The 25,899-nt window shown below is 55.1% G+C and carries 23 protein-coding genes; 9 read left to right on the forward strand and 14 right to left on the reverse strand.

Translation table 11 applies throughout. The features are described 5' to 3' along the window. Positions 1-11: 11 nt before the first annotated feature. A complete protein-coding gene (locus DFO56_RS17550; RefSeq protein ID WP_017457477.1) occupies positions 12-911 on the reverse strand; it encodes an AraC family transcriptional regulator in 900 nt (299 codons plus the stop codon). A gap of 195 nt (positions 912-1,106) precedes the next feature. Here DFO56_RS17550 and yqhD point away from each other — a divergent pair, with 195 nt between their 5' ends. Together yqhD and dkgA are read left to right on the forward strand one after the other, a co-directional pair. Further along, positions 1,107-2,270 (forward strand): alcohol dehydrogenase, encoded by a 1,164-nt coding sequence (gene yqhD, locus DFO56_RS17555; protein ID WP_045512118.1) that lies wholly within the window; start codon positions 1,107-1,109, stop codon positions 2,268-2,270. A gap of 101 nt (positions 2,271-2,371) precedes the next feature. Beyond that, a complete protein-coding gene (gene dkgA / locus DFO56_RS17560; RefSeq protein WP_020455267.1) occupies positions 2,372-3,199 on the forward strand; it encodes a 2,5-didehydrogluconate reductase DkgA in 828 nt (275 codons plus the stop codon). A gap of 89 nt (positions 3,200-3,288) precedes the next feature. Here dkgA and DFO56_RS17565 read toward each other — a convergent pair whose 3' ends face one another. From DFO56_RS17565 to DFO56_RS17585, 5 genes are all read right to left on the reverse strand, one after another. Next, complete coding sequence (locus DFO56_RS17565) at positions 3,289-5,472, reverse strand: YgiQ family radical SAM protein (protein WP_045512115.1); 2,184 nt, start codon at positions 5,470-5,472, stop codon at positions 3,289-3,291. 121 nt (positions 5,473-5,593) lie between these two features. Continuing rightward, on the reverse strand, positions 5,594-7,006 hold the full coding sequence (ftsP, locus tag DFO56_RS17570) for a cell division protein FtsP (RefSeq protein ID WP_020455269.1): 1,413 nt from the start codon (positions 7,004-7,006) through the stop codon (positions 5,594-5,596). A gap of 71 nt (positions 7,007-7,077) precedes the next feature. Further along, positions 7,078-7,815 (reverse strand): 1-acylglycerol-3-phosphate O-acyltransferase, encoded by a 738-nt coding sequence (gene plsC, locus DFO56_RS17575; RefSeq protein ID WP_020455270.1) that lies wholly within the window; start codon positions 7,813-7,815, stop codon positions 7,078-7,080. 242 nt (positions 7,816-8,057) lie between these two features. Next, entirely contained in the window at positions 8,058-10,316 is a 2,259-nt protein-coding gene (gene parC / locus DFO56_RS17580; RefSeq protein ID WP_020455271.1) for a DNA topoisomerase IV subunit A, read from the reverse strand. Positions 10,317-10,434: 118 nt separating this feature from the next. Continuing rightward, positions 10,435-10,824, reverse strand: a complete 390-nt coding sequence (locus DFO56_RS17585) for a YgiW/YdeI family stress tolerance OB fold protein (protein ID WP_020455272.1) — start codon at positions 10,822-10,824, stop codon at positions 10,435-10,437. A gap of 144 nt (positions 10,825-10,968) precedes the next feature. On the opposite strand from DFO56_RS17585, the gene qseB reads away from it, so the two are divergent. The 4 genes from qseB to DFO56_RS17605 all read left to right on the forward strand — a co-directional run bounded on the left by qseB (position 10,969) and on the right by DFO56_RS17605 (position 14,009). Beyond that, positions 10,969-11,628 carry a quorum sensing response regulator transcription factor QseB gene (gene qseB / locus DFO56_RS17590; protein ID WP_045512112.1) on the forward strand — a complete coding sequence of 220 codons (660 nt, stop codon included), beginning with the start codon at positions 10,969-10,971 and terminating at the stop codon, positions 11,626-11,628. Beyond that, positions 11,625-12,971 (forward strand): quorum sensing histidine kinase QseC, encoded by a 1,347-nt coding sequence (qseC, locus tag DFO56_RS17595; RefSeq protein ID WP_045512109.1) that lies wholly within the window; start codon positions 11,625-11,627, stop codon positions 12,969-12,971. Before qseB ends, qseC begins: the two co-directional genes overlap by 4 nt. Positions 12,972-13,078: 107 nt before the next feature. Further along, positions 13,079-13,660, forward strand: coding sequence for an NAD(P)H-dependent oxidoreductase (locus DFO56_RS17600; RefSeq protein ID WP_045512106.1), 582 nt, complete (start codon positions 13,079-13,081; stop codon positions 13,658-13,660). 34 nt (positions 13,661-13,694) lie between these two features. Then, the gene (locus DFO56_RS17605) at positions 13,695-14,009 is read left to right on the forward strand and encodes a putative quinol monooxygenase (protein WP_020455276.1); all 315 of its coding nucleotides are present in this window, start codon (positions 13,695-13,697) and stop codon (positions 14,007-14,009) included. Between the two features lie 39 nt (positions 14,010-14,048). Here the strand turns inward: DFO56_RS17605 and DFO56_RS17610 are convergent, their stop codons facing one another. Genes DFO56_RS17610 through DFO56_RS17620 form a run of 3 tightly spaced genes read right to left on the reverse strand, consistent with a single transcriptional unit; the run spans position 14,049 to position 18,430 of the window. After that, the gene (locus DFO56_RS17610) at positions 14,049-15,239 is read right to left on the reverse strand and encodes a glycoside hydrolase family 88 protein (RefSeq protein WP_045512103.1); all 1,191 of its coding nucleotides are present in this window, start codon (positions 15,237-15,239) and stop codon (positions 14,049-14,051) included. A gap of 46 nt (positions 15,240-15,285) precedes the next feature. Further along, positions 15,286-16,545, reverse strand: coding sequence for an oligosaccharide MFS transporter (locus DFO56_RS17615; protein WP_045512101.1), 1,260 nt, complete (start codon positions 16,543-16,545; stop codon positions 15,286-15,288). A 58-nt stretch (positions 16,546-16,603) separates the two neighbouring features. After that, the gene (locus tag DFO56_RS17620; protein ID WP_045512098.1) at positions 16,604-18,430 is read right to left on the reverse strand and encodes a DUF2264 domain-containing protein; all 1,827 of its coding nucleotides are present in this window, start codon (positions 18,428-18,430) and stop codon (positions 16,604-16,606) included. A gap of 165 nt (positions 18,431-18,595) precedes the next feature. Here DFO56_RS17620 and DFO56_RS17625 point away from each other — a divergent pair, with 165 nt between their 5' ends. Together DFO56_RS17625 and DFO56_RS24760 are read left to right on the forward strand one after the other, a co-directional pair. After that, positions 18,596-19,468 (forward strand): AraC family transcriptional regulator, encoded by an 873-nt coding sequence (locus DFO56_RS17625; RefSeq protein WP_045512095.1) that lies wholly within the window; start codon positions 18,596-18,598, stop codon positions 19,466-19,468. 28 nt (positions 19,469-19,496) lie between these two features. Further along, positions 19,497-19,646 (forward strand): hypothetical protein, encoded by a 150-nt coding sequence (locus DFO56_RS24760; protein ID WP_158539534.1) that lies wholly within the window; start codon positions 19,497-19,499, stop codon positions 19,644-19,646. 81 nt (positions 19,647-19,727) lie between these two features. On the opposite strand, the gene parE is transcribed toward DFO56_RS24760, so the two are convergent. Genes parE through nudF form a run of 5 tightly spaced genes read right to left on the reverse strand, consistent with a single transcriptional unit; the run spans position 19,728 to position 24,140 of the window. Continuing rightward, complete coding sequence (parE, locus tag DFO56_RS17630; RefSeq protein ID WP_020455282.1) at positions 19,728-21,620, reverse strand: DNA topoisomerase IV subunit B; 1,893 nt, start codon at positions 21,618-21,620, stop codon at positions 19,728-19,730. A gap of 41 nt (positions 21,621-21,661) precedes the next feature. Further along, positions 21,662-22,237, reverse strand: a complete 576-nt coding sequence (gene yqiA, locus DFO56_RS17635; RefSeq protein ID WP_020455283.1) for an esterase YqiA — start codon at positions 22,235-22,237, stop codon at positions 21,662-21,664. Further along, the gene (gene cpdA, locus DFO56_RS17640) at positions 22,237-23,064 is read right to left on the reverse strand and encodes a 3',5'-cyclic-AMP phosphodiesterase (protein WP_044489489.1); all 828 of its coding nucleotides are present in this window, start codon (positions 23,062-23,064) and stop codon (positions 22,237-22,239) included. The genes yqiA and cpdA overlap by 1 nt, the downstream gene beginning before the upstream one ends. Before the next feature lie 24 nt (positions 23,065-23,088). Continuing rightward, positions 23,089-23,511, reverse strand: coding sequence for a DUF1249 family protein (locus DFO56_RS17645; protein WP_020455285.1), 423 nt, complete (start codon positions 23,509-23,511; stop codon positions 23,089-23,091). Continuing rightward, positions 23,508-24,140, reverse strand: a complete 633-nt coding sequence (gene nudF, locus DFO56_RS17650) for an ADP-ribose diphosphatase (protein ID WP_020455286.1) — start codon at positions 24,138-24,140, stop codon at positions 23,508-23,510. The genes DFO56_RS17645 and nudF overlap by 4 nt, the downstream gene beginning before the upstream one ends. A 206-nt stretch (positions 24,141-24,346) precedes the next feature. Between nudF and tolC the strand changes: the two genes are divergently transcribed. Next, positions 24,347-25,777, forward strand: a complete 1,431-nt coding sequence (gene tolC, locus DFO56_RS17655) for an outer membrane channel protein TolC (protein ID WP_020455287.1) — start codon at positions 24,347-24,349, stop codon at positions 25,775-25,777. Positions 25,778-25,899 lie beyond the last annotated feature (122 nt).

The following is a 25,899-nucleotide window of genomic DNA, read 5'->3' on the forward strand; positions in this document are numbered from 1 at the left end:
GAGGGGACGTTTTACATTCCCTGCATCATGCGAATTCTCGCCACATCTTCTCCCGGCGTCAGGCCAAAATAACGCTTAAACTCACGGCTGAATTGCGACGGGCTTTCATAGCCAACGCGCATGGCCGCCGCCCCGGCTTTCATACCATCATGCACCATTAACATGCGCGCTTTGTGCAGGCGGTAGGTTTTCAGGTATTGCAGCGGCGACGTGCTGGTCACCGATTTAAAGTTATGGTGAAACGCCGAGACGCTCATATTGGCTTCCGCCGCCAGTTGGTCAACGCTGAGGTTTTCCGTGTACTGGCTTTCAATGCGTTTGAGCACACGACTTATCAGGCTGAAATGGGTCTGGCGGCTAACTAACGCCAGCAGCGCCCCGCCGCGCGGCCCGGTTAGCACGTGGTAGAGCATTTCGCGGATAATCTGTTTGCCAAGGATACGCGCATCCAGCGGACGCTCCATCACATCCAGCAAACGCTCAGCGGCACAGAGGATCTCTTCTGAAAGCACTGCCGAGTTAATACCGCTTGCCGCCACATCCGGGCGAAAATGTTCATCTTCGCCGATATCCATCAACAGCTCCTGCAGTTGCAGGATATCGACATTCAAACGGATCCCCGCCAGCGGCACTTCCGGCGTGGCGAAGGTTTCACACTCAAACGGCAACGGCACGGTCAGCAGTAAATATTCATTGGTGTCATAACGAAAGACCCTTTCATTGATATAACCAATTTTGTGACCAGAAAAGAGAAAAACGATGCCCGGCTGATACATCACCGGCGTACGGGTTCCCGGTTGAGTACCGTACAGCAAGCGGATATCCGGCAGCAGTGCATTGAGCCTATTTTCATTCACTTTCAATCGTTTAATCTTTTCAGTGAGCTGCAGGCAAATCTCTTCACGCTTCATTTTTCGCCACTCCGGTAGACTATTTCGACCCGTACAGTGTGCAAATTTTTGGGCTTTTTCTCCAGCCACAAGGAGAAACAGGCAAGACATCGGCAGGAATGTGCATTGAGAGCGCGCGTGCCCGCGCCCACAATAATCGCCATTGGGCAAAACACCGCCGCACTTTTTTTCACCTCAATAAGAAGGGAACGAGCAATGAACAATTTTAATCTGCATACCCCGACCCGCATCCTGTTCGGCAAAGGTGCCATTGCCAATCTGCGTGAGCAAATCCCGACTGGCGCACGCGTGCTGATCACCTACGGTGGCGGCAGCGTGAAGAAAAACGGCGTGCTCGACCAGGTTTACAGCGCGCTGCAAGGGCTGGATGTGCGCGAATTCAGCGGCATCGAACCGAACCCGACTTACGAAACGCTGATTAAAGCGGTACAGGTCGTTAAAGACGAAAACATCACCTTTCTGCTGGCGGTAGGCGGTGGTTCCGTGCTGGACGGCACCAAATTTATCGCCGCAGCGGCTCACTATGCCGAGGGCGTTGATCCATGGCATATCCTGCAAACGCGGGGCGGCGAAATTAAAAGCGCCATCCCGATGGGTTCCGTGCTGACACTGCCGGCAACCGGCTCCGAGTCCAACGCCGGCGCAGTGGTGTCACGTAAAGCGACCGGCGACAAACAGGCGTTCCACTCCCCGTTCGTTCAGCCGGTCTTCGCGGTACTGGATCCGGTCTACACCTATACCCTGCCGCCGCGTCAGGTGGCGAACGGCGTGGTCGACGCCTTTGTTCATACCGTTGAGCAGTACGTCACTTATCCGGTTGATGGCAAAATTCAGGATCGCTTTGCCGAAGGTATCCTGCTGACGCTGATTGAAGAAGGCCCGAAAGCGCTGCAGGAGCCGGAAAACTACGACGTGCGTGCCAACGTGATGTGGGCGGCGACACAAGCGCTGAACGGCCTGATTGGCGCTGGCGTGCCACAGGATTGGGCTACGCATATGCTGGGTCATGAACTGACCGCGATGCATGGTCTTGACCACGCCCAGACGCTGGCGGTGGTTCTGCCTGCGCTGTGGAATGAGAAGCGCGATACCAAACGCGAAAAACTGCTGCAATACGCAGAGCGCGTCTGGAACATCAAAGAAGGTTCCGATAACGAGCGCATTGACGCAGCTATCGAAGCCACGCGCAACTTCTTCGAGCAGATGGGCGTTCCGACCCGCCTTTCCGGTTATGGTCTGGACGGCAGTTCCATTCCGGCGCTGCTGGCGAAACTGGAAGAGCACGGCATGACGAAACTGGGCGAACGCCAGGATATCACGCTGGATGTGAGCCGTCGTATTTACGAAGCGGCAAGTTAAGGTCTCATTGCCCCGCCTTCCGTTTTTGGTTTTTTCGACCACACTTAATGCACATCACCTTACCGGGCGCGTCCCGGTAAGCTTATTCAAAGGAGAAATGCATGACACATCCAACCGTGATTAAGCTTTCTGACGGCAACCTGATGCCGCAACTGGGTCTTGGCGTGTGGAAAGCGAGCAACGAGGAAGTGATAACCGCCATCCAAAAGGCGCTGGAGGTGGGATATCGCTCCATTGATACCGCCGCCGCCTATAAGAACGAAGAGGGCGTTGGCAAAGCCTTAGCCAATGCAGGGGTGCCGCGTGAGGAATTGTTTATTACCACCAAGCTGTGGAATGACGATCAAAAACATCCCGCCGAAGCGCTGAAAACCAGCCTGAAAAAGCTGCAACTGGATTACGTCGATCTGTATCTGATGCACTGGCCTGTTCCGGCTATCGATCATTACGTTGAGGCCTGGCAAGGCATGATCGAGCTGCAAAAACAGGGGCTGGTAAAAAGTATCGGCGTGTGTAATTTCGAGATCCACCATCTGCAAAAGATCATTGATGAAACCAGCGTGATCCCGGTTATCAACCAGATCGAACTGCACCCGTTAATGCAGCAGCGGCAACTGCATGCCTGGAACGCGACGCATAAAATCCAGACCGAGTCCTGGAGCCCGCTGGCGCAGGGCGGCGAAGGGGTATTTGATCAGAAAATTATTCGCGATCTGGCGGATAAATACGGCAAAACGCCTGCTCAGGTGGTGATCCGCTGGCATCTTGATAACGGCCTGGTGGTGATCCCGAAATCGGTTACACCTGCACGTATCGCCGAGAACTTTAACGTCTGGGATTTCCGCCTGGATAAAGACGAGCTGGCGGAGATCGCCAAACTGGATGCCGGTAAACGGCTGGGGCCGGACCCGGATCAGTTTGGGGGTTAAGTTTTTCTAAAAGGCCATAACGCTGTCGTTGTGGTCTTTTTGTTTCAAGAAAATAAAAATCCCGGCATCTCGCCGGGATTTTTATATGCTTAGCGCACGCGGGAGGCTTTTTTCTTCGCTGGCGCAGCGCCAGTGTTTTTGCCGTTGCTGCGCTGATGCACAATCGGTGTGTGCTTGGTTAGTGCCGGGCGCGACTGGCGATTCTGGCGACGCGCTTCGCGCATTTCATCAAGCGTAGGCGCCGGCACCAGGCATTCACGGCGCGAACCAATCAGGTGCTTTTTACCCATCGCTTCCAGTGCCTGGCGCAGCAGCGGCCAGTTGGCCGGATCGTGATAACGCAGCAGCGCTTTATGCAGACGGCGCTGTTTATCCCCTTTCGGCACCACCACTTCTTCGCTCTTGTAATCGATCTTCGACAGCGGGTTTTTACCGGTGTAATACATGGTCGTCGAGTTAGCCAGCGGCGACGGATAGAAGTTCTGCACCTGATCCAGACGGAAGCGGTGACGCTTGAGCCACAGCGCCAGGTTCACCATATCTTCATCGCGCGTGCCGGGGTGCGCAGAGATAAAGTACGGGATCAGATACTGCTCTTTACCCGCCTCTTTAGAATAGGTGTCGAACAGCTGTTTAAAGCGATCGTAGCTGCCCATCCCCGGTTTCATCATCTTCGACAGCGGCCCCTCTTCGGTATGCTCCGGGGCAATCTTCAGATAACCACCAACGTGATGCGTCGCCAGCTCTTTCACATAGCGCGGATCTTCCACCGCCAGATCGTAACGCACACCGGAAGCGATGAGGATCTTCTTGATACCTTTCAGATCGCGGGCACGACGATAGAGATCGATTGTCGGCTGGTGGTTCGTGTCCATGTGCGGGCAGATATCCGGGTAAACGCAGGAGAGACGACGGCACGTCTGCTCGGCGCGCGGTGATTTGCAGCGCAGCATATACATGTTGGCGGTTGGCCCGCCAAGATCGGAGATAACGCCGGTAAAACCGGGCACCGTGTCGCGAATCGCTTCGATTTCGTTGATGATCGAATCTTCGGAACGGCTCTGGATAATGCGCCCTTCATGCTCGGTGATCGAACAGAAAGAACACCCCCCAAAGCAGCCGCGCATGATGTTAATCGAGAAGCGGATCATCTCGTAAGCCGGGATACGGCTGTTACCGTATGCCGGATGCGGCACGCGCTTATAAGGCAGCGCAAAAACGCTGTCCATCTCTTCGGTTGAGAGCGGAATCGCTGGCGGGTTGATCCAGATGTAACGGTCGCCGTGCTTTTGCATCAGCGCACGGGCGCAACCAGGGTTCGTTTCGTGGTGCAGAATGCGTGACGCGTGCGCGTAGAGCACTTTATCGGCTTTCACCTTCTCAAAAGAAGGCAGCAGCACGTAGGTTTTTTCCCACGGTTTCGGGCGCGGCGGCTGAACGGTAACACGTTTTGCTTCCTGCGCTTTCGGTTCAACCGGTTTGTTATCGGCACACGGCAGATCGTCGCCGTACGGATGTGGGATCGGATCGATTTTGCCCGGCGTATCAAGGCGCGTGGAATCAACGCCGCTCCAGCCCGGCAGCGCTTCTTTGACGATGATCGCGGTGTTACGCACGTCGCGGATTTCACCGATCGGTTCACCGGCAGCGAGGCGATGCGCCACTTCCACCAGCGGGCGCTCGCCGTTGCCAAACATCAGCATGTCAGCTTTGGCATCGATCAGCACCGATCGACGCACGGTATCGGACCAGTAATCGTAATGCGCGGTACGGCGCAGGCTGGCCTCGATGCCGCCGAGGATCACCGGCACATCTTTCCACGCTTCTTTACAGCGCTGGGTATAAACCAGCGTCGCGCGATCCGGGCGTTTACCGGCTACGTTATCCGGCGTGTAAGCGTCGTCATGGCGCAGCTTACGATCGGCGGTGTAGCGGTTGATCATCGAGTCCATGTTGCCAGCGGTCACGCCGAAGAACAGGTTCGGTTTACCGAGGCGCATAAAGTCGTCTTTGCTGTTCCAGTCCGGCTGGGCGATGATGCCAACGCGAAAGCCCTGCGCTTCCAGCATACGGCCGCAAATCGCCATGCCGAAACTCGGGTGGTCGACGTAAGCATCACCCGTCACCAGAATGATGTCGCAGCTATCCCAGCCAAGTTGATCCATCTCTTCGCGCGACATTGGCAAAAACGGCGCGGGGCCGAAGCAGGCCGCCCAGTACTGGGGCCATGAGAAAAGGTCACGATCCGGTTGGATCAGGGATATTGCGCTCATCTTGCTTCCAAAGGTGGTAAAAAAATCATCAAAGGGCGGCGATTATACGCCGTAAACTTGCATGAAATGAAGGAGGATTTTGTCAAGGCCTGATAAGCGCGCAGCCACCAGGCCTGCTCAGTTATGGCGCGGGGTTCACCAGCAGTTGCCCCATCGAACCACGATCGGCCATTTCCAGCGTCTGGCTGTGATACTGGAACGGGAAGTGCGGCCACGAAGGCTGACCAAACCACACCAGCAACTCAACCTGCCCGTCAATCCAGACCGTATCTTTCCAGCCCCGATCTTCCGGGAAAGGCATCGCGCCATTCACGTTACGCACCAGGAACATGACGCCTTCAATATGGAACGACTGCGGCATCTCCGCTCGCACCGTCCAGCGCTCCCAGGTGCCCTGCTGGGCGGTAATATCGATACGCTGCGTATCCCACAACTGGCCGTTAATGCCCGGATCGCTGCCCAGGGTAATGTCGCGGTTGCGGGTTGGCGTACCGGCCTGAATGTCGGACGGCAACAGGCGCATCGGCAGCGTGTCGGTGACCAGCGGCAGCAGGCCGGTCGGTCGCAGCGTCAATACCAGCGTGGAGATCAAAATGCTCGACGGCTCAAAGAAGCCGCGCAGGCGGTCCATAATGCTCGCCGCTTCACCGCAGGTGATCGACACTTCATCGCCGTTGGTCATATCCACCAGCACTTCGCGCCGCTCACCCGGAGCCAGCGAAAGCTGTTTAACCGAAACAGGCGCGGGTAAAAAACCCTGATCGCCGGCGATCACATGCAGCGCACGACCATCGCTCATTTGCAATTGATAACGGCGGGAGTTTGAGGCATTTAACAGACGCAGACGCACCCAGCCGCGAGAGACTTCGACATACGGGCTTTGCGCACCGTTGACCATCAGCGTATCACCGACAAATCCACCGCTGCCCGGCTCGCTGTATTCCGGCGTGCCGAAATTATCCAGCCGTTTGTCCTGAATAATGACCGGGAAATCATCCACGCCGTAGTGCTTAGGAATCGGTAGCGATTTGCTGATCTCATCCTCGACCAGCCACATTCCGGCCAGGCCGTTATACACCTGCAGCGCGGTACGGTTCGGCGTATTGGCGTGATACCACAGCGTCCCCGCGCTCTGGCGGATCGGCAGTACTGGCGCCCAGTCGTTATTGGCGGTCATCATGCGCGCCGCGCCGCCGATAAGCGGGCCTGGCACCTGCAAACCGCTCACGGTCATTGCCACGTTTTCCGCCAGCCGGTTGCTGTAAATCAGCTTAACGTCATCGCCGTTCCAGACGCGGATCGTCGGCCCGAGATAACGCCCGTTAATGCCGGAAACCTGCGCCCGCGTGCCGGTGGCAAACGACCAGTGCGCGCGTTGTAAGGTCATAAACAGCGGCTGACCGCGCCGGGATTCCAGCAGCGGAGGAATGGGTAACGGCGGTTGCGGCCCGGCAGCATTTGCCCTCAGCGGCACCGCGCCTGCACAAAGCGCAACCCCGGATGCCTGAAGAAACTGACGCCGACTGAGTGACATATTTGCTCCGTGTAAAACTGACTCAATGCGCCGGAGGTTTTCGCTCCTCCGGTGTTGCGAAATAAAACAGATTAAACCCGGCCGGTTGCTTCGCGTTCTGCAACTTCTTTATCGAGCTCTGCAATTTTTGCCGCCATCAGTTCGCGACAGTGCGTCGCCAGCTGGCGTACCTGATCTTTACCAAATTGCGAAACATCAACCGGCGGCAGCATCTCGACAATCACCAGCCCGTTGCGCAGGCGGTTAAGGTTAACTTTGTTTGCGTTGTTGGAAACACACACCGGAATGATTGGAACACCGGCGGCAATCGCCGCATGAAACGCGCCGGTTTTAAACGGCAGTAAACCGCGACCGCGGCTGCGGGTGCCTTCCGGGAACATCCAGATGGAAATATTGCGTTTCTGGATCTGTTTCACCACTTCGGCAATGGTGCCGTGCGCTTTTGCGCGGTTATCGCGATCGATGAGCAGGTTGCCAGTCAGCCAGTAAAGCTGACCGAAGAACGGCACCCAGAGCAGGCTTTTCTTACCGACAGTGACCGTTGGCGGCAGCACAATGCTGGAGGCGGTCACCATATCGTAGTTGCTCTGGTGGTTAGCAATATAGATAGCGTTGCCAAACTTTTCCGCGCCTGCCGGCAGACGGGTTTCGACTTTCAGACCAAAGACCGGCGCAAGGCGACCGAACATATGGCCGAAGGTAGCAACGTGTTTAGGATTACGCGGACTGAATAAACAATAGAGAGAGCCGAATACGCACACCAGAATGGAGTAGATGACGACAATAATGACGCGAAAAATGAATAGCATAACAAACCTCTGAAGCCCATACCTTTGAGCATTATATACACGCCAGCGCCATCACGCTGAAACTGGCTGTGTCGCCGTCGACCCGCAACGGGCCTGGGCTATTTTTTTAAAGGCCGCAGTAGGGTGTGCGGCCTTTAAAAAAACGTATTGTTAATCGCAATGCACGAATTAACAACGCTTTTACGGGAAATTTTCTCAGAAAGATCTCCCCACCGGGAAGGTGGGGAGCCTGGCGGCGAAGATTACTCTTCGCTGTCGCCCGCACCCGGGCGGGAAGGCGCGTCAATCTCAACGCGATCAATTTTTTGCAGGCCGCGCATCAGCGTACCGCGACGTCCGCGCTCGCCCTGCACTTTTTGCAGCTCTTCCGGACGCAGTTTGATTTTGCGTTTGCCCACGTGGATGGTCAGCGTGCTTTGTGGCGGCAGCAAATAGAGATGCGCAAGATTATCTGCCCCTGTCGCCGCATCAGCGGAAGGGATACCGATAATCTTGTTGCCTTTACCTTTCGACAACTGCGGCAGCTCGTTGACCGGGAACATCAACATGCGGCCCGCCGCAGTAATCGCCAACAGCATGTCGCTGTCGTTCTCGATCTCCAGCGGCGGCATCACTTTGGCGTTTTCCGGCAGGCTGATCAGCGTCTTACCGGCACGGTTACGCGCCACTAAGTCGTTGAAGGTACAAACGAAGCCATAACCCGCATCGGACGCCATCAGCAGTTTTTGGTCCTCGTTGCTCATCATCATATGCTCAACGGTCGCCCCCGGCGGCAGCGTCAGCTTACCGGTTAACGGCTCGCCCTGGCCGCGTGCGGAAGGCAGCGTAATCGGGTCGATGGCGTAGCTGCGCCCGGTGGTATCAATAAACACCACCGGCTGGTTGCTCTTGCCTTTCACGGAAGACTTCCAGCTATCGCCCGCTTTGTAGCTCAGCCCCTGCGCGTCAATGTCGTGGCCTTTGGCGCTGCGCACCCAGCCCATTTGCGACAGCACAATGGTCACCGGTTCAGACGGTTGCATATCGTGCTCGTTCATCGCTTTCGCTTCTTCGCGCTCATGCAGCGGTGAACGACGATCGTCGCCAAATGCGTCGGCATCGGCTTGCAGCTCTTTTTTCAGCAGGTTGTTCATCTTGCGCTCAGAGGCCAGGATCGCCTGCAATTGATCGCGCTCTTTTGCAAGATCGTCCTGCTCGCCGCGGATCTTCATCTCTTCCAGTTTGGCGAGGTGGCGCAGTTTTAACTCAAGGATCGCTTCCGCCTGCGTTTCGCTGAGACCGAAACGCGACATCAGCGCGGGTTTCGGCTCATCTTCCGTACGGATGATTTCGATCACTTCGTCGATATTGAGAAACGCCACCAGCAAACCTTCGAGGATATGCAGGCGCTTGAGCACTTTATCCAGCCGGTGATTCAGGCGGCGGCGCACGGTATCACGGCGAAACGCCAGCCACTCGGTGAGGATCTCCAGCAGGTTTTTCACCGCCGGGCGGCCATCCAGGCCGATCATGTTCAGGTTGATACGGTAGCTTTTTTCCAGATCGGTGGTGGCGAACAGGTGGTTCATCACCTGTTCCATATCCACGCGGTTGGAGCGCGGCACAATCACCAGACGCGTCGGGTTTTCATGATCCGATTCGTCACGCAAATCATCGACCATCGGCAGCTTTTTATTGCGCATCTGGCTGGCGATCTGCTCCAGTACGCGCGCGCCGGAAACCTGGTGCGGCAGCGCAGTAATGACCACTGCGCCATCCTCTTTTTTCCACACCGCGCGCATACGCACCGAACCGCGACCGTTCTGGTAGATTTTGCGTATCTCAGCGCGGGAGGTGATGATTTCCGCTTCGGTTGGGTAGTCTGGCCCCTGCACGATATCCAGCAGCTCATCGAGCGTGGTTTTCGGCTGCTCAATCAGGGTAATCGCCGCGTTGGCTACTTCGCGCAGGTTATGCGGCGGAATATCCGTCGCCATCCCCACGGCAATACCGGTGGTACCGTTGAGCAGGATATTCGGCAGGCGCGCAGGCAGCATTTTCGGCTCCTGCATCGTGCCGTCGAAGTTCGGCACCCAGTCAACGGTACCTTGTCCCAGTTCGCTCAGCAGCAGCTCGGCGTATTTGGAGAGACGGGATTCGGTGTAACGCATCGCCGCGAAGGACTTCGGATCGTCCGGCGCCCCCCAGTTGCCCTGGCCATCGACCAGCGGGTAACGGTAGGAGAACGGCTGCGCCATCAGCACCATCGCTTCATAGCAGGCGCTGTCGCCGTGCGGATGGTATTTACCCAGCACGTCGCCCACGGTACGGGCGGATTTTTTGAACTTCGCGCTGGCGTTCAGCCCCAGTTCTGACATTGCGTAAACGATGCGACGCTGAACGGGTTTCAGGCCATCACCGATAAACGGCAACGCACGATCCATGATGACGTACATGGAGTAGTTCAGGTATGCGTTTTCCGTAAATTCATGCAGCGCAAGGCGCTCTGCCATATCGCTCATTAATCGTGATTCCTCAACGTATGCGCCCGCCTGTGCGGCGGCAATATTGCCGCAGATACTACCTTATCTGCGGCGAGGAGTCATAGCGATGAGCGATTTTTTCACGCGCGTTTAGCGCTTACTGAGTGACTTTGCGGATCTCTTTGACATCTATTTCTACCGAATTCCAGTCTTTATCGACTTCGCCCTGGATCTCTACCGTATCTTGTGGCCCAACGGTCACGCCGTTCCAGCGCTTGTGGTTGATATCGATATTGATGGTGCCAGTCGAATCTTTAAACAGGTAGGTATCATCAGAGATGCGCTCGACAATATTACCGCGCAGCGTCACCCAGGCGTCGTCGCGCAGTGATTTCGCGCTTTCAACAGTGGCTTTGCTGCCGTTCGGCCCGGTAAAACCGCCGCTCTGCGAGGTTGCGCCCGGCCCGGTGAAACCGCCCGTATTCGCCGCGAAAACGGGTGCGGAACAGAGTGTGAGAACAGCGACAAGTGCAGCAATCTTTTTCATGTTTTATCTCCCTTACGATGGTTAACGTCCATTTAACCCGTCACTCCTTAACGACTTCTTAACGGGAAAAAAGATTATTTTCCGCTGTACATTGTCGACCAGCAGCGGTTTTACTGCCAATAACACGGAGTGAAAGGAGGCAAAATGCGCATTTTACTGGTGGAAGATGACACGCTCATCGGTGACGGTTTAAAAGCCGGGCTGGGCAAAAAAGGCTTCAGCGTCGACTGGTTTACCGATGGCAAACAAGGCAAGGCCGCCCTGTTTAGCGCGCCTTATGATGCAGTGATCCTCGACTTAACGCTGCCCGGCATCGACGGGCTGGATATTCTGCGCGACTGGCGCGAGCAAAAGCGCGTGGAACCAGTGTTAATCCTCACCGCACGCGATGCCATCGACCAGCGCGTTGAGGGACTGCGGCTGGGCGCAGATGATTATCTGTGCAAACCGTTCGCGCTGGTTGAAGTGGCGGCAAGGCTCGAAGTGCTTATTCGCCGCCGCCACGGGCAGACGCAAAGCGTGCTGCGCCACGGCAATGTCACGCTCGATCCCGGTAATCTGGTCGCCACACTTGACGGCGAAACGCTGGCGCTAAAACCGAAAGAGTTCGCCCTGCTGGAGCTGCTGCTGCGTAATGCCGGGCGCGTGCTGCCGCGTAAATTAATCGAAGAGAAGCTCTATACCTGGGACGACGAGGTCACCAGCAACGCGGTGGAAGTGCATGTACACCATTTACGCCGCAAGCTCGGTACGACGTTTATCCGCACCGTTCATGGCATCGGTTATACCCTGGGAGACGCATGAAACTGACCCGCCCGCTGAGTTTACGCCTGCGCCTGACGATGCTCTTTTTACTGCTGTCGATGATCGCCTGGCTCAGCGCCAGTCTGGTTGCTTGGCAGCAAACCCGCGATAAACTCGACAAACTGTTTGATACCCAGCAAACGCTGTTCGCCAAACGGCTGAGCGTGATGGAGTTTGAGCCGCTGAAAAACGCCGCGCCGTCGCTCGGTAAAAAGAAGATCAAACACGGCCATCTGGATGATGACGCGCTGGCTTTCGCTATCTACTCAACCGACGGCAACATGCTGCTGCACGATGGCGAAAACGGCAAAGCGATCCCCTATAACTACCGGCGGGAAGGGTTTGAGAACGGACAGCTACGTGATGACGACAACCAATGGCGTTTTCTGTGGCTTACTGCGCCGAACGGGAAATTCCGTGTGGTGGTCGGCCAGGAGTGGGATTATCGCCACGAGATGGCGCTGGAGATCATCACCTCGCAGCTCACACCGTGGCTTATCGCCCTGCCTCTGATGCTGGTGCTGTTAATCGTATTGCTGAGCCTTGAATTGCGTCCGCTGAAAAAACTGGCGCAGGCGCTGCGCTCACGGGCGCCGGATCGTGCCGATCCGCTCAGTAACGAGGGCGTTCCCAATGAAGTGCGCCCGTTAGTGGATGCGCTGAACCAACTCTTTGACCGCACGCACAGAATGATGCAGCGTGAACGGCGCTTTACGTCTGATGCCGCGCATGAGTTACGCAGCCCGCTGGCGGCGCTGAAAGTGCAAACCGAGGTCGCACAGCTTTCCGATGACGATCCCGCCGCACAGCAAAAAGCCCTTGCCCAGTTGCACGTGGGTATCGATCGCGCCACGCGTCTGGTGGATCAATTACTCACCCTTTCGCGGCTCGACTCGCTTGATGATCTCGACGATCTGCAAACGGTTTCTCTGGCGGAGCTACTGCAATCGGCGGTAATGGAGATTTACCCGACAGCGCAGCAAGCAGGTATTGATATACGCCTGCATCTCAATGCCCCTGCTGTCAGCCGCCAGGCGCAACCGCTTTTGCTTAGCCTGCTGGTGCGTAATCTGCTGGATAATGCTCTTCGCTACAGCCCGCCAGGCAGCGTGGTCGATGTAACGCTGGACGACACCGCCTTTAGCGTTCGCGATAATGGCCCCGGTATTGACGATGAAGCGCTGGCGCGCATTGGCGAGCGTTTTTATCGGCCGCCGGGACAAACGCAAACCGGCAGTGGGCTGGGGTTATCAATTGTGCAACGCATTGCCCGCCTGCATCACCTGCGCGTCACATTTGGCAATCATCCGCCAGGCGGTTTTATAGCGCACGTGAGCTGGTAGCGGCGTTTATTGCGGCTCAAGCAAAAGTCTTTGCACGTTTTGCCAATTTTTCCGCACCGTTGATACGGTTAAAATCGCGGTCAAACGCATTTAACCAAGGATTACTAATGAGCAATATCTTAATTATCAACGGTGCGAAGAGATTCGCGCACTCTAACGGTCAACTCAATGACACCCTGACCGAGGTCGCGGAAAGTTTTCTGCGCGACGCCGGGCATGATGTTAAAACCGTACGTACCGACGGCGATTACGACATCAAAGCGGAAGTGGAAAACTTCCTGTGGGCCGACACCATTATCTGGCAAATGCCAGGCTGGTGGATGGGCGCGCCGTGGACCGTTAAGAAATATATGGACGATGTGTTTACTGAAGGCCACGGTTCGCTGTACGCCAGCGACGGTCGCACGCGTTCTGACGCTTCGAAAAAATACGGTTCCGGCGGTTTGATTCAGGGCAAAACCTATATGCTGTCGCTGACCTGGAACGCGCCAATGGAAGCATTTACGGATAAAGAGCAGTTCTTCCACGGCGTCGGGGTTGACGGGGTTTATCTGCCATTCCATAAAGCGAACCAGTTCCTTGGCATGGAAGCGCTGCCGACTTTTATCGTTAACGACGTGATTAAAATGCCGGATGTGCCGCGCTATATCGCAGAATATCGCAAGCATCTCGGTGAGATTTTTGCTTAACTGTGAAGCTGGACTTATAGGGAGTAGGTTAATCATGTTGACAGTTATTGCAGAAATCCGTACCCGTCCAGGACAGCATCACCGCCAGGCGGTACTCGATGAGTTCGCGAAGATTGTGCCGGTCGTGTTGCAGGAAGCGGGTTGCCACGGCTACGCGCCGCTGGTCGATCACGTCGCGAATGTGAGTTTCCAGGCGACCGCGCCGGACTCGATCATGATGGTGGAACAGTGGGAAAGCGTGGCGCACCTTGAAGCGCACCTGCAAACACCGCATATGAAAGCGTGGAGCGAAGCGGTAAAAGGCGACGTGCTTGAGACGCATATCCGCATCCTGGAAGCGGGTCTCTAAGCGTTTGTCCCTCTCCGTTTAAAGAGAGGGACACTGCTTTTACCAGTAGAGTTTCCAGCTCTGCGAAAAGCGCATCAGCGCTTCCACATAGAAGTAATCCCCCCAGCTACTACACTCATCAACGCCTTTATTGCTCGCCAGATGATATACGGAATGTTTCAGCAGCCCGTTGGTCGGTTCGTTTTTCCCCGCCAGATAGTGCTTATTAAGCGATGACATTATGCGCATTGCCCATTGCTGGTAGCGTTCTCTGTCCGGATCGGTAACGGGCAGATGCTTAACCAGCTCCAGTAGCCCGCAGACAGCAATCGCCGCCGATGACGAATCGCGCAGCGCATCGGTGCCGACCAGCGCCAGATCCCAGTGGCACACCGCATCTTCCGGCAAACGGTTGAGAAAGTAGTTCGTCAGCCGTTTCGACAGCGCTACCATCGTTTGATCGCCGGTGTAGATAAAGCTCAGCAGAAAACCGTAAATCCCCCACGCCTGCCCGCGCGACCAGCAGGAATCATCCGCGTAGCCCTGCTGCGTATTGCCGTAACGCGGCGCACCGGTGTTGATATCCATATAGTACGTATGAAACGTGGAGGCATCTTCGCGAATCAGGTATTTCGCCGCCTGCCGCACATGGGCTTGCGCCGCATCGGCAAAGCGCCGATCCCCGGTCTGTTCAGTTGCCCAGTAGAGCAACGGCAGGTTCATATTGCAGTCGATGATCATCCGTCCGGCTTGTTCGGGATCGCGCAGATCGCCCCATGCCTGGATGATCTGCGCTTTGTGGTGGAAGCGTTCCAGCAGCGCTTCTGCCGCCAGCAGGGCGAAACCGCGCGCATCACGATTGCCGGTCAGCCGCCAGCTTGCCACGCACGAAAGCGTATATAAGAAGCCGAGATCGTGGGTGTTGGTGTCGCTGCGCCCGGCAATGCGCAGGCCGAACGAGCGCACATGGCGCTCTGCCAGCGCGCGGAACTGCTCATCACCGCTCATTTCCCACGCCAGCCAAAGCTGCCCGGTCCAGAAACTGGTAGTCCACTCAACATTGTCGGTTAACGGGTAATAACCCTGCACGCAGGTTTCGGCGGGAAAGCGTTCACCGAATTCCGTTAAATGACGGCGAATCAGTTCAAGGGTATGGCTACGCGCCGAATCAAGTTCATCTTTAAAGACCTGCGCATCCACAGGTGCGCCGGGATAATCGCGTAACGTTTCCTCAACGATTTTACTTAACATATTTCGGTTCCTTTTTGGTGCGTAATTTAAAATAGCCGTTAACGCGCTAGTTATTTCCCGCGATATCCAGTGCGCGATGCTGACGCCATTTACTTTGGCAGGCCGATAACGTAAACAGCGAAATCAATGTGAAGGTCAGTGCCACGCAGCCCATAATAATATAGGTATTTTCAAAACCGATGCGGTCATACAAAATACCGGCCGGGGAAGAGACCACGACATTACCGACATATAACATTGCCTGGTAGCCTAATAAATACATGGTGGCATTAACGCGTTTATCGAAATGCTCAGCAATATATTTAAAGACTGACACCAGCAGCAGACAAATCTCAAGACCGTATAACGGTTTTAATACTGAAATAAGCAGATGCGATTCGCACAGTCCGGAAATAATCAACCGCGCACCCACCACCAGCCCAACAATCAATAATCCGCGTTTCGCGCCGATGAAATTCACAAACAGCGGGATCACCATATACATGACGAATTCCATGCCGGATTGCACCGTGCCCAGGTAACCAAACACGGCGTTGCCCTGATGAACATCATCAAAGAAGGTGACGAAATAGCGGGAGAACTGCTGCTCGGCGATAAACATCATCCACGCCACACCGGCGACATAGAGACAGAATGCCCAGAATTTGCGGTTACGCAGCAGGGCGTAGACATCCGCCGGGGCGATTTTCTCTTTGGTCAGCACCTCGCTGGCGTTGGCGGCGTTAACGTTGACTTTCAGGCTCAGCAGCACCGCCAGCATGATAAGCGACGCGACCGATCCCATGATGAAGTTATACGCCGGTGAGAGGTTAAACAGCAGGCCGGAGAACGAGGATGCCACCGCCCAACCGAGCGAGCCCCACATCCTGATTTGACCAAACTCCATGCCGTTTAAGCGGCTGTAGCGGTCGGTATAAGATTCACAGGCGGCGACGCCCGCATACCAGGCAAAACTTAAATAGATAGCGCCAACAATAATGCCCAGCAGGGTATTTGAAATTAATAACGGCTGGTAAACGTAGATAAAAAAGGGTGCCATTAATGCCGACATCAGCACTACAAAATAGAGCAAATATTTGCTCATGCCGATTTTATCCAGAATGTAACCGTAAATGGGTTTTAAAATAACGGAAAAGATCCCATTAATAGCAAACACCGTACCAATAACCGTACCGCTAAGATTGGCTTTTTGCCCTAGCCAGATAGCCAGTAAGCCGATACTTGCCGACCAGGTAAAAAAATAGAGAAAGATAAAGCTACTGATTTTGTAATATTCGGCTTTATTATTTATCGCGATCTTTTCCATACTATCCTCGACGAAAGCATGTAGGGTTCAGAGTTTATAGCCCGGCCGTAGCCGGGAATTAAAAGGCAATAACAATATTATTTTTCTGCCCCGGTTTTTTAATCACCAGCGCCTGTTCTTCGATATTCAACTGCGGTAAGACAAAATCAAAAGCCTGCTCGGTAATCGCCGCCTGAACTGCACAGGCCAGCCACTGCCTGCCCGGCGCAATATTTCCACGCAGCAGCGGAATTGACGCGCAAGGAGAAAACATAATGCTACTGTTGGGCGGTGTGACTACGCTGTCGGCTTCACGCGGCGCGGTGGGAAGTAATTCAAAGATGCCGCTGACACCATTTTCCGCGCACACCAGGCTACCGCCCTGCTCGTTGCGATGCGGCGCTTTCAGCACCGCAAACCCACCCTCCACGCTTTGCAAATGACGGGCGGAATCAATGCGATGTACGCGCAAATGCCAGTCGCCGCACGGTATAAGCCAGCTTGCGATATGCACGTCTGACCATGGCGACCAGCGCGAGAAAATCGCCTGTTCTGTCACAACGACGTCGTCACACTCGCGGCGGCCACGAAAATAGTTATCCCCGTCGCTGAGCAAAAGCATTGAGTCGCAAGCGGCGTGTTTAATTCCGTAGCGCCCGCGTTCAATGGTGAAACCAAAACGGCTTGAGTAGGCAAACTTAGTGTATTTCGCCTCGGTATTGACGTAATTGTTCAGCTCCAGTTGGCCGGCGGTGAGCATCCAGACATGCCGCGAGCGATCGCTGTGGACAATAATCTGTCCGGCAGGCGCAATCGTGCGCTGCGTGTTTAGCGCAGGCAACGGCAGTTCTGGTGCTTGCCAGAAATCGTCTGATTGCGGCAGCGCCAGAATCAGGAAAACTTTCAGCGCCCAGTATGGTGAGCCCGGCGAATTGTAGTCTTCACACATCACAAGGTTCGGGTAGGCGAAACCGAGCGTTAAAATACCGTCGCGATCGAAAATCGGCTGCTGTAACCACCAGCGCAAATGGCGCAGGATAATCCCTTTCACCACGCCAGGAGAAAACACCGCCAGCCCGGAAAAGGCAACCGCGCTCCAGAAAGCGACCATTGCGAAACGGTACGTCAGGCTGCGGCCAAAAGGCACGGATTCGCCCCCCGCCGCTGACATATAGATAAAATCTTCGGCAAAAAGCGTTGCCCGCTCGTGGAGCGTCGCCGCGCGCGCTGCATCGTCTTCCGCGTTCAGCGTGGCGTAAATCAGCCCGTAAAAATGGAATGCCATCGAGATGTAGTAATCTTTTGGTCGGCCCGGGCCATCGGAATACCAGCCGTCACCCAGGTAGTAGGCATCCATCATGCGAAAACGGCGTTCGATGGCTGCGGCATCCCAGGGTAATCCGGCGCGTTTAAAACCGAGCTGCACCATGATGGCGAAAAAATTCCAGTTGCTGTCGGGCATCTGCGCGTCGGTGATTTGGTTCAGCCACTGGTGCAGATTGCGGATATCAGCTTCGCTCATTAACGTAGTGAATTTATCGCCCAACAGCGCCAGCCCCAGACCATAAGCCGCCATCTCCACCAGCCGCTGATCGTAGGGTTCCGTTGCGCCCCAGTAGCCCGCGCTGTGTGGATCGACACCGCGTTTGATCGCTGCCAGATATTTGTGGCTGAACGGTTCTGCGTCGCCGTTGACCATTAACGGAAACAGCCCCCACAACGCACGGGACAGCCCTTCCATTTCAGCAATCGCATCGCTGTAATGCGCGCTGGTGGCTCCCAGCGAGAAATGCGACGCCCCTTCAGGAAACTGTTTATCCAGCGCCGCCAGCATCTGCTTCAGCGCGCCGACCACATCGTCGCGGGATGACAATGGATTTGATGTTTTCACTTCCGCCACCTGCATAGCGTTCTCTCCTTCATGGTGTGGCTGAAGGATAGTGAATGAACAACCGCCGGAAATGTTAGCTTTGTCACATCGGCACGCTTTGCCTGAACCCGTTGTTGAAAAAATTTAAAACCGTGGTTTATAAATGGACCCTGCGGGTTAAAAATTGAGATGGGTTGCACTATGACGACACCATTGCAGAACGAACGGCTTGAATTGATCACGTTAAACGATGCGGTGGTGTCGTTTAGCCGCCTGTTCGCCAATACCGTGCGTTATCACCACTGGCACCAGTGTCTGGAGGTGCTGTACGTTGAAGAGGGTTTTGGCGTGGTGATGGTTGATAACCGCCAGTACACCATGCGCCCTGGGCGGCTCTTTTTCTTTCCGCCTTTCACCATCCATAAAGTGATGGTGGATGAGCAAGCGCAGGCCATTTATCGGCGCACCATTATTCACGTTGATCACCATGCCGTGCTGCAAAACCTGCGCGCGTTCCCGCACAATCACCAGCGTTTGCAGCATCTCGCTTTACGCGGTGGCGCGGCGGTGGTGATGGATGTCGCGGCTATTCACCCGCATATCGACCACCTGTTTAGCAGCTACGCGAGGCTTGCCGAAAACCACAGTCTGAATGGCGAGCAGGTCGCCTGTTTGTTGCTTAATCTGTTGAGTATGTTGCCGGAAGATAAGCAGAAATTGCCGGATGAACGCAACGGCATTGCCACGCCGGTGATGTTCTGGCTGGAGGAGAATTACCGGCAGAAATTCAGTCTTGCGCAGCTGGCGCAGGAGTTAGGAAAATCCCGCAGCTATGTCTCGCGCCGTTTCCATTTTGAGACCGGCGAACCTATCCACCAGTATCTGAACACCTTGCGCTTGCGCAAAGCCTGCGACTTGCTACTGCATAGCGCGCTGGCCATTCATCATATCGCCAGCGAAGTGGGGTTTTCCGATGTGACTTACTTTATCAGCGCGTTTAAGAAAGGCATTGGCGAAACGCCGCTGCAATACCGGAAAAATCGGGCTGACTGTCGGCGTAACGAGGGGGGTTAACGAAGCGGTAAATCAGTTCAACGACTTTTTGCCTCAACGTATTCAGCAAGCGTTAATGAAACTGTCGCAGTTGAAAACTGCATTGTCAGATGGGTTGCTCCACGCCAGCCCGGACGGCGGTCATGCGTTGGTGAATATCTATCGCTACGAGAAGAGCAACTATCCCAAACTGAACTGATGTTGAAAGTGGCTTCGTTGCAAACTTAACTGACTTACCCGACCCGCGCATTCGCGAGCCGGGCAAGCCTTCCAGACGGGATCAGGCTTCAATGTCCGCCATATCGCCTTTTTCCTGCAGCCAGTTGCGGCGATCTTCTGAACGCTTCTTCGCCAGCAACATATCCATCATCGCGTTGGTCTGCTGCTCGTCTTCGTCGTTAATGACCAATTGCACCAGGCGACGGGTATTCGGATCAAGCGTAGTTTCGCGCAACTGCATCGGGTTCATTTCGCCCAGCCCTTTAAAGCGCTGCACGTTCGGTTTGCCCTTTTTGCGTTTTAACTGCTCCAGCACACCGGTTTTTTCTTCTTCCGTGAGCGCGTAATAAACCTCTTTGCCAAGGTCGATACGGTACAACGGCGGCAACGCCACGTAGACGTGGCCGTTTTTCACCACGGAGCGGAAGTGCTTCACGAACAATGCGCACAGCAAAGTAGCGATGTGCAGACCATCGGAGTCCGCATCCGCGAGAATACAGATCTTGCCGTAACGCAACTGGCTCAGATCGTCGCTGTCCGGATCGATGCCGATCGCCACCGAAATGTCGTGCACCTCCTGCGAGGCCAGCACTTCATCCGAAGAGACTTCCCAGGTGTTCAGGATCTTACCTTTCAGCGGCATGATCGCCTGGTATTCACGATCGCGCGCCTGTTTCGCGGAGCCGCCCGCCGAGTCACCTTCCACGAGGAACAGTTCGGTGCGGTTCAGATCCTGCGCGGTGCAATCCGCCAGCTTGCCAGGCAACGCCGGGCCGCTGGTCAGCTTTTTACGCACCACTTTTTTGGCGGCGCGCATACGACGCTGGGCGCTGGAGATCGCCATCTCCGCCAGCAGTTCCGCCGTTTGAATATTCTGGTTCAACCACAGGCTGAATGCGTCTTTCACCACGCCAGAAACAAACGCGGCGCACTGACGGGAAGATAATCGCTCTTTGGTCTGCCCGGCGAATTGCGGATCCTGCATCTTCACTGACAGCACATAAGCGCAGCGATCCCAGATATCTTCCGCCGACAACTTCACGCCACGCGGCAGAATATTGCGGTATTCGCAAAACTCGCGCATCGCGTCCAGCAATCCCTGACGCAGACCGTTAACGTGCGTGCCGCCCTGCATGGTGGGGATCAGGTTGACGTAGCTTTCCGTCAGCAGCTCGCCGCCTTCCGGCAGCCACAGCAGCGCCCAATCCACCGCTTCCGTTTCCGCAGAGAAATTGCCGATAAACGGTTTCTCCGGCAGCGTCGGCAGGCCATTTACCGCTTCGCACAGATAATCGTTCAGGCCATCCTGGTAGCACCAGCGCTGCTCGGCGTTGTTCACCTCATCTTTAAAGGTGATCTCGACGCCCGGGCAAAGCACGGCTTTGGCTTTCAGCAAATGCGTCAAACGGGAAACGGAAAAACGCGGGCTATCAAAGAAGGATTCGTCCGGCCAGAAATGCACGCTGGTGCCGGTATTGCGTTTACCGCAGGTGCCGATCACTTGCAGATCCTGCACTTTTTCACCGTTTTCAAACGCGATGCTGTAGACCTGGCCGTCACGCTTGACGGTCACTTCCACGCGGCGGGACAAGGCGTTAACCACCGAGATGCCGACGCCGTGCAAGCCACCAGAGAACTGGTAGTTTTTATTGGAAAATTTACCGCCCGCGTGCAGACGACAGAGGATCAGCTCAACGGCCGGAACGCCCTCTTCCGGGTGGATATCCACCGGCATACCGCGCCCGTCATCGATAACTTCCAGCGACTGATCGGCGTGCAGGATCACGTCCACGCGCTTAGCGTGGCCCGCCAGCGCTTCATCGACGCTGTTATCAATAACTTCCTGGCCCAGATGGTTAGGGCGCGTGGTATCGGTGTACATCCCCGGACGGCGGCGAACCGGCTCAAGCCCGGTGAGTACCTCTATGGCATCAGCGTTGTAGGATTGCGTCATGGTTTGTTCGTAGATAGTGACCGCATCGTTTCCCTGATGGCTCAATGCAGCCCAAGGAAATCGATAATCTGTGTGAAATGATTCTCAAAGCCCACAAAGGCATGGTTTCCGCCCTCTTCCACTGTCTGACGGCAGGCATCGTAATATGCCACCGCCTGGCGGTAATCCAGCACTTCGTCCCCGGTTTGTTGTAGCAGCCAGATTAAATCCGGCGCTTCGAGCGGGTCAACTTGCATCACTTTGAGCTCGTAAATATGGCGAGACTCTAGCACATATTGCTGCCCTGTGTAGGGGTTCTCGTTATTGCCAAGATAATCTGCCAGCAATTCAAATGGTCGTACCGCGGGATTCACCACCACCGCAGGCAACATGAAACATTGCGAAAGCCAGGTGGCGTAATAGCCGCCGAGCGAAGAGCCGACGATACCGAGCTGTTTTCCGCCCTGCGCCAGCACCAGTGATTCCAGCAATTCTGCCGCCGCAGCGGGATAAGGTGGCAGTTGCGGCACAATCACGTTGATCTCCGGGTGATGCTGCGCCAGCCATTGCGAAAGCAGCGTCGCCTTGGCGGAACGCGGCGAGCTGTTAAACCCGTGCAGATAAAGGAGCGTGGACATCAGTAACCTTCTGAAGCGGTATCCGGCCTGAACTGGGTGCTTTCCAGACGGCAAACTTCTGTGTGCAACGTTCCGTCCGGGTAGAGATCCAGCCAGCGCCAGCCGGGCGCGATGGTATCAAGCGTAAAGTTGGCGCAGTGCGGTTTAAACTGGACGCAGGTCGATGGCGTCGCCAGCAGACGGCGGCCGTTCCAGTCGAGATCCAGCTCCTGGTGAATATGCCCGCACAACAGATACCGCACCTGCGGAAAACGCTGTAGCACGTTATCCAGCTCACCCGCGTTACGCAGGCTGTGTTGATCGAGCCAACTGCAGCCGGAAGGGAGTGGATGATGATGGAGCAGCAATAAGGTGTGGCGCTGCGGGCTGTCGGTGAGTTTCTTTTCCAGCCAGTCAAGCTGGAACTCGCTCAATTCACCGTGCGGTACGCCAAACACCTGGCTGTCCAGCAACAGAATTTGCCAGTGCTCGCCGACAAAAACGCGTTTCGCTGGCGAGATCCCCGCATCCTGCAGCGTGCTGTACATGGCGGGCTGGAAATCGTGGTTACCCGGCAGCCAAACACAAGGCGCGTCAAAGCTTGCGATGCCATCAGCGAAAAGCTGATAAGCCGCAGCGGTATGGTCCTGTGCCAGGTCGCCAGTGGCGACAATAAGATCGCATTCACGCTGCTGAGAGCGGATAGCCTCCAGTACCGCCTGATAGCTTTCCCAGGTATTCACCCCTAACAACGTTTCATGCTTTTCGGCAAACAGGTGAGAATCAGTTATTTGTAATACCCTCACTCTGGGCTCACCCGCCAGAGAGAGGTTTAACAGGCTTTCCAAATGGTGTCCTTAGGTTTCACGACGCTAACAAACCGGAATCGCCATTGCTCCATGTGCTAAACAGTAACGCAGCCAATCGGCCAAAAACTGGTTAATTTGATGCTTTTCGTCGCGTTGATGCAACTTTTTATTCGGATAATCATAACGCGCTTTGAAACGAAAGATCTGCTGACTCGAACACACTTCAGCCACCATCGCATCGTGATAAAGGCGCACCGTCATTGACGGCAAGCTCCAGTAACTAATTGATGGCGCGGTCTGTTCAATTTCCACAAGCGTAGTGTAGCGGGTGGACTCGACTATCGTTAACCGGTACTGCGCGTTGGTCACCTGATAGCTCACCGTTTCGCCCGCTGCGTCATTACGCGGCAGCAAGCGGCGCAGCTGGGCGAAATTGGTTTCGCACAGGCGCATCATTTCTGGGAAGTCAGGTGTATAACGCTTCATTTTTTCCACTCGTTTCGTAAGCTCTCATGATGCAGTTGCAGCCATTGCAGGGCAATGACAGACGCTGCGTTGTCGATTTTCCCCTCTTCTACCCACTGGTAAGCCTGTTCCCGGCTCACCACATGAACACGAATATCTTCGTTTTCATCCACCAGACCATGAATACCCGAGGCCTGCGTGGCATCCACTTCGCCCACCAACACGGCGGAACGCTCACTGGTGCCGCCAGGGCTTGCCAAATAACTCAACATTCTTTTCACACGACCAACGTGCAGACCGGCCTCTTCGATGGCTTCGCGACGCACAACATCTTCATCGCTTTCGCCCTCTTCAATCATGCCGGCCACCATTTCGAGTAACCATGGGGTTTCGCTGGTATCAAACGCCGCAATGCGGATCTGTTCGATCAGCACAACTTCGTCGCGCACTGGGTCAAAGGGTAGCAAGACTGCGGCATGACCGCGTTCAAAAATTTCACGGCGGACTTCACCGCTCATTTCGCCATTGAATAAACGGTGGCGAAAGCGGTATAGATCGAGCGAAAAAAAACCGCTATAGAGTGTTTCCCGTGCAATAATTTCTACATCGTTTTTTGTGAAAGTCACTGCGGATGTTACTGGCTTACTCATGGGCGGCGTCTCTTTTGAAATAATGACAAAACAGTTGATTTCAAGCCTGTATAGCTATCGTTTCAAGTGCTATGTGATAGATTGATGCATATTTACGCCGATGGCACGTTACGCCAAGCTGAAGCGGTGCCACTATCTGGTAGAATCGGCGATTATTTTTTCTAATTTAGACCAGCGCTAATACTGCTTCACAACAAGGAATGCAAATGAAGAAATTGCTCCCCCTCCTTATCGGCCTGAGCCTGACCGGCTTCAGCGCCATGAGCCAGGCAGAAAACCTGTTACAGGTTTATCAGCAGGCGCGTTTGAGCAACCCGGATCTGCGTAAATCCGCCGCTGACCGCGATGCTGCTTTTGAAAAGATTAACGAAGCGCGTAGCCCGTTACTGCCTCAGCTTGGTTTGGGTGCAGATTATGACTATTCCAATGGCTACCGTGACAGCAAAGGTGTCAATTCGAATGTCACCAGCGCTTCCCTGCAGTTAACGCAAACCATTTTTGATATGTCAAAATGGCGCGCCCTGACGCTGCAGGAAAAAACCGCGGGTATTCAGGACGTCACCTGGCAGACCGATCAGCAAACGTTGATTTTGAATACGGCCACCGCCTATTTCAACGTATTGAGCGCCATTGATACGCTTTCCTACACTGAAGCACAGAAACAGTCTATCTACCGCCAGTTGGATCAAACGACCCAACGCTTTAACGTTGGCCTGGTCGCCATCACCGACGTGCAAAACGCCCGCTCGCAGTACGATACCGTTCTGGCGAACGAAGTGACCGCGCGCAACAACCTCGACAACATGGTGGAAGCGCTGCGTCAGGTCACCGGGAATTACTACCCGCAACTGGCCTCGCTGAACGTCGACAACTTCAAGACCGATAAACCGCAAGCCGTTAATGCGCTGCTGAAGGAAGCGGAAAACCGTAACCTGACGCTGTTGCAGGCGCGTCTGAGCCAGGATCTGGCGCGCGAGCAAATTCGCCAGGCGCAGGATGGTCATTTGCCAACGCTGAATTTAACCGCCTCTACAGGTGTTTCTAACACCTCTTACAGCGGCTCCAAAAGTGCGCAAAACCCGGATGTTGACGCCGGCCAGAATAAAGTGGGTCTGAGCTTCTCCCTGCCGCTGTATCAGGGTGGCCAGGTGAGTTCGCAGGTCAAACAGGCGCAGTACAACTTTGTTGGCGCAAGCGAGCAACTGGAAAGCGCGCACCGCAACGTGGTGCAGACCGTGCGCTCCTCCTTTAACAACGTGAATGCCTCCATCAGCAGCATCAACGCCTACAAACAGGCAGTGGTTTCTGCCCAGAGCTCTCTGGATGCGATGGAAGCGGGTTACTCCGTGGGTACGCGTACTATCGTCGATGTGCTGGACGCGACCACCACGCTGTATAACGCCAAGCAGCAGCTCTCCAGCGCACGTTACAATTACCTGATCAACCAGCTGAACATCAAAGCCGCGCTGGGTTCGTTGAACGAGCAGGATCTGCTGGCGCTGAACAGCACGCTGGGTAAACCGGTCGATACCTCGCCGGAAAGCGTCGCGCCTGAAAATGCGCAGCAGGCAGCCAGCGTTGATAACTTCAACGGCAACGCGCAACCTGCCGCCGCACGCACCAGCGTGAAACGTTAAGCAGTACTTTTCGACAACGGGGGCATCCAGCCCCCGTTTTTACGTAAGGCAACGTAAAGGCCTCCCCTCCTTGCTTTAACTTCCCCCCCGCATCCTCTATCCTGAGCGTTTACTCATGCCTT

This window comes from Kosakonia sp. AG348, from assembly GCF_003337365.1.
Taxonomy (GTDB): Bacteria; Pseudomonadota; Gammaproteobacteria; order Enterobacterales; family Enterobacteriaceae; genus Kosakonia.

Coding starts and splice junctions, on each gene's coding strand:
- plsC (WP_020455270.1), bottom strand. CDS start 7,815: ATGCTATTCATTTTTCGCGTCATTATTGTCGTCATCTACTCCATTCTG.
- dkgA (WP_020455267.1), top strand. CDS start 2,372: ATGACACATCCAACCGTGATTAAGCTTTCTGACGGCAACCTGATGCCG.
- DFO56_RS17625 (WP_045512095.1), top strand. CDS start 18,596: ATGACGACACCATTGCAGAACGAACGGCTTGAATTGATCACGTTAAAC.
- DFO56_RS17615 (WP_045512101.1), bottom strand. CDS start 16,545: ATGGAAAAGATCGCGATAAATAATAAAGCCGAATATTACAAAATCAGT.
- DFO56_RS17605 (WP_020455276.1), top strand. CDS start 13,695: ATGTTGACAGTTATTGCAGAAATCCGTACCCGTCCAGGACAGCATCAC.
- tolC (WP_020455287.1), top strand. CDS start 24,347: ATGAAGAAATTGCTCCCCCTCCTTATCGGCCTGAGCCTGACCGGCTTC.
- qseB (WP_045512112.1), top strand. CDS start 10,969: ATGCGCATTTTACTGGTGGAAGATGACACGCTCATCGGTGACGGTTTA.
- DFO56_RS17645 (WP_020455285.1), bottom strand. CDS start 23,511: ATGAAGCGTTATACACCTGACTTCCCAGAAATGATGCGCCTGTGCGAA.
- DFO56_RS17565 (WP_045512115.1), bottom strand. CDS start 5,472: ATGAGCGCAATATCCCTGATCCAACCGGATCGTGACCTTTTCTCATGG.
- DFO56_RS17600 (WP_045512106.1), top strand. CDS start 13,079: ATGAGCAATATCTTAATTATCAACGGTGCGAAGAGATTCGCGCACTCT.
- qseC (WP_045512109.1), top strand. CDS start 11,625: ATGAAACTGACCCGCCCGCTGAGTTTACGCCTGCGCCTGACGATGCTC.
- DFO56_RS17620 (WP_045512098.1), bottom strand. CDS start 18,430: ATGCAGGTGGCGGAAGTGAAAACATCAAATCCATTGTCATCCCGCGAC.
- DFO56_RS17610 (WP_045512103.1), bottom strand. CDS start 15,239: ATGTTAAGTAAAATCGTTGAGGAAACGTTACGCGATTATCCCGGCGCA.
- parE (WP_020455282.1), bottom strand. CDS start 21,620: ATGACGCAATCCTACAACGCTGATGCCATAGAGGTACTCACCGGGCTT.
- yqiA (WP_020455283.1), bottom strand. CDS start 22,237: ATGTCCACGCTCCTTTATCTGCACGGGTTTAACAGCTCGCCGCGTTCC.
- DFO56_RS17550 (WP_017457477.1), bottom strand. CDS start 911: ATGAAGCGTGAAGAGATTTGCCTGCAGCTCACTGAAAAGATTAAACGA.
- nudF (WP_020455286.1), bottom strand. CDS start 24,140: ATGAGTAAGCCAGTAACATCCGCAGTGACTTTCACAAAAAACGATGTA.
- DFO56_RS17585 (WP_020455272.1), bottom strand. CDS start 10,824: ATGAAAAAGATTGCTGCACTTGTCGCTGTTCTCACACTCTGTTCCGCA.
- parC (WP_020455271.1), bottom strand. CDS start 10,316: ATGAGCGATATGGCAGAGCGCCTTGCGCTGCATGAATTTACGGAAAAC.
- ftsP (WP_020455269.1), bottom strand. CDS start 7,006: ATGTCACTCAGTCGGCGTCAGTTTCTTCAGGCATCCGGGGTTGCGCTT.
- yqhD (WP_045512118.1), top strand. CDS start 1,107: ATGAACAATTTTAATCTGCATACCCCGACCCGCATCCTGTTCGGCAAA.